The following is a 2,894-nucleotide window of genomic DNA, read 5'->3' as shown; positions in this document are numbered from 1 at the left end:
GTTTATTTCAGACACTCCTGAAGCGCTCACGCGACCACCCCCGGCCCCTCTCCCTGAGGCCCAAGCGCTCCGCGCCGCTCACGCGACCACCCCCGGCCCCTCTCCCTCAGGGAGAGGGGAGTTAGGGATCGACGCCACGATCCGTTCCATTGCTATTTAGTTAAAGCTCTAGTTAAACTTAATTGAAGATCCTAGCCCCCGCTTTCAGTTGCTGTAGCCACGCTCGGTAGAATTGGGGCGGATCCCTTCTAGGGTGATGATCTCCTCAATGACCGAGCGAACCACGGGAGCCGCCGTCGTCGAGCCGAAAGCATCTTCCCCCTGGGGCTCGTCGAGCACTGCCAGGATCACGTAATTGGGGCGAAGGGCCGGGAAGTAGCCCACAAAACTGGTGATGCGTTTGCCGGGCAGATAGCCCCCCCGCGGCCCTGCTTTCTGGGCGGTACCTGTTTTGCCGCCGATCTCATACCCCTCGATCTTGGCCGATTGCCCGGTGCCAAAATCCACCACGTCCCGCATCTGGATGCGCACCGCCAGGGTGGCCTGCTCCGACAGCACCCGCACCGGCTGGGGTTGCGGGGATCCCCAAACCAAGGTGTCTGTATCCTTTTCCACCAGACCGCGCACCACATGGGGCTGCACTTTCAGCCCGCCGTTGGCGATGATGCAATGCAAAGTGGCCAACTGCAGGGGGGTGAGGGCCAGCCCCTGGCCAAACGCAACGGTGGCTCGCTCCACCGGCACGGTTACGAATTGCCGCAGCGGCTTCAAACGGCTGGCCGGCTCAAAGGGCAGATCCACACCACTGCGCTCATTCAATCCCAACCGTACCAAGGCATTGTAGTACTGGCGGGGATCCAGTTTGCGCATCAGATGGACCATGCCCACGTTGCTGGACTGGCGCAGGATATCGGTGACGCTCATCCAGCCATGGCCTCCCCGCTGGTGGTAGTCGTAGTTTTGGATGGGCCACTGACCGATCAGGATCCGTCCTTCGTCATACACCCGTTCATCGGCTCTAAAGGCGCCGGCATCCAGTCCAATGGCGATGTTGATGGGCTTGAAGGTGGATCCCGGCTCATACAAATCCGTTACAGCCCAGTTGCGAAAAAGGCCGGGGTCATACTCGAAGTAGCGGTTGGGGTCGTAGGTAGGTTCGGCCACCAGAGCCAAGATCTCCCCCGTGTGGGGCTGGAGGACGATCACCGTGCCCCGCAGCGCTCGAAACCGTTGCAGTTGAGCTTTCAGGGCGGCGCGGGCAGCCCTTTGCAGGCGCATATCTAGGGTGAGCTGCAGCACCATCTCGCGGGATTGCAGCAGCCCTTCCGGCACCTCGGCAGCCAGCAGTCGTCCGTAGCCATCGCGAGGAATAGTGACAGGTTGCACAGTACGCTCCAGCAGCTCCTGTTGAGAATATTCCACTCCCGCCTGGCCCTGATGATCCAGATCCACATAGCCTACTACCTCGGCAACCATCTCTTTTTGAGGGTAGATGCGTTGCCGCTCGCTCACCAGCTCTAGGCCATCCAGATGCAGAGCCTGAATTTGATCGGCCACTTCCTGCAATACCCAACGCTCCACCCGCACTGCATGATTGGCCGACAGTTGTCGCGTTAATTGTTCCACCGGCCGCCGCAATAGGGGAGCAAGGGCAGCGGCAATGTCCTCGGGGGTGCTGCCGAAGAGGCGAGGATGGGCCCAGAGGGTATAGACAGGGCGATCCACGGCCAGCAATTCTGCCTGCTGCTGGGCAAGGGAGCGGCGATCCACAATCGAGCGACGAGGGATGAAGGGTCTCAACTGAGCCCGCTGCTGGGCCTCAGCTCGCTGCTGCAACAGGGGCGCCTGTTGATGTTGCAAATAAACCAGACGTGCTCCTGTCAGGAATAGGGCAATGATTAAAGCCAAGCCGGTCATGCCGGCGCGGAAGTCGAGCTGGCGAGCTGTCGGGATCCGTTCCCCCAGGAGCCAACCCAACGTTGTTCTCCACCGCCTGGAGCTTGGCAGTGAAGGGGGCCAAGCACCTCTTCTGTATCGGTGGGCAAGTTGCCGGCCCTTCTGCTCTGTCTCCGGTTTTTTGGGCTCAGCTCGCCGTAGCCCAGCCCTAGATCTGACTTCCACCACAACCCCTACCAGACACCACCGCTAGTTTGGCGTCCATCCTACTGCTATGTCAGCGCTGCGTGGCAACAACGCCACCTCACAGCTTTTGAGAGTGTAGTTATTTCAAACCAGATTAAGACACTCCTCAGTCGCTCCCTTTTTGGAAGAGGTGAGTTGGAGATCGATGTGATAGACCATTTCATTGCCATTGGATTTGAATAGGCTAACATAAGTGATTCTGCTGATATCCGAACAGCTTCGTATTCTCAAATACTGACAGATGCTACATTGACAAGCAATAATGAGGGCAACCACAAAAGGGTCAACGGAGCTGAGTTCTATGAGATGCGTGGAGCAAATTCCCGGCAAGCGTGTTTATCTAGAGCCTGTAGTTTCTGGGGCTGTCGGTGCTGCCTTTATAATATTGCTTTTTTCGTCCCCAATTATCATACCTATTGGGCTTTCTCAGGGGGATCGGCGCTTCACGTGCTATCGGCTTGATCAGGATACGGTCAACTGTGAAGTGGTCTTCCAGCCACTGCTGCCTTTACCAAAACAGATCGAGTTTTATTATGACGTAAGGGGAGCCGGAACCAAAACTGAAATTCAAACTCTAAGGAATTCTGAGGGAGACGAGATAACCTATAAAGCTTACTACGTCACTCTCATAACTCCTGCAGGAGAAACAAAAGCTTGGTCAACCGCGAGCGAGAGCAAGGCTCGGCAACTGGCAACCAAGATCCAATCGTTTCGGATGAGTGCAGAGAGCCAGCTCTTGGTGGCCGGCGATG

The 2,894-nt window shown here is 57.3% G+C and carries 2 protein-coding genes; one reads left to right on the top strand and one right to left on the bottom strand.

Annotated elements, in window-relative coordinates:
* Positions 1-204: 204 nt before the first annotated feature.
* Positions 205-1,977 (bottom strand): peptidoglycan D,D-transpeptidase FtsI family protein, encoded by a 1,773-nt coding sequence (locus tag NW844_RS09345; RefSeq protein WP_414335118.1) that lies wholly within the window; start codon positions 1,975-1,977, stop codon positions 205-207.
* Between the two features lie 475 nt (positions 1,978-2,452).
* Here NW844_RS09345 and NW844_RS09340 point away from each other — a divergent pair.
* On the top strand, positions 2,453-2,894 hold a 442-nt coding region (locus NW844_RS09340), incomplete at its 3' end, for a hypothetical protein (RefSeq protein ID WP_414335117.1).

This window comes from Synechococcus sp. H55.2 (assembly GCF_047462495.1).
In the GTDB taxonomy this organism is placed as follows: domain Bacteria; phylum Cyanobacteriota; class Cyanobacteriia; order Thermostichales; family Thermostichaceae; genus Thermostichus.
The sequence above is the reverse complement of the archived record's forward strand: the minus strand, read 5'-3'. Positions and strand labels throughout refer to the sequence as shown.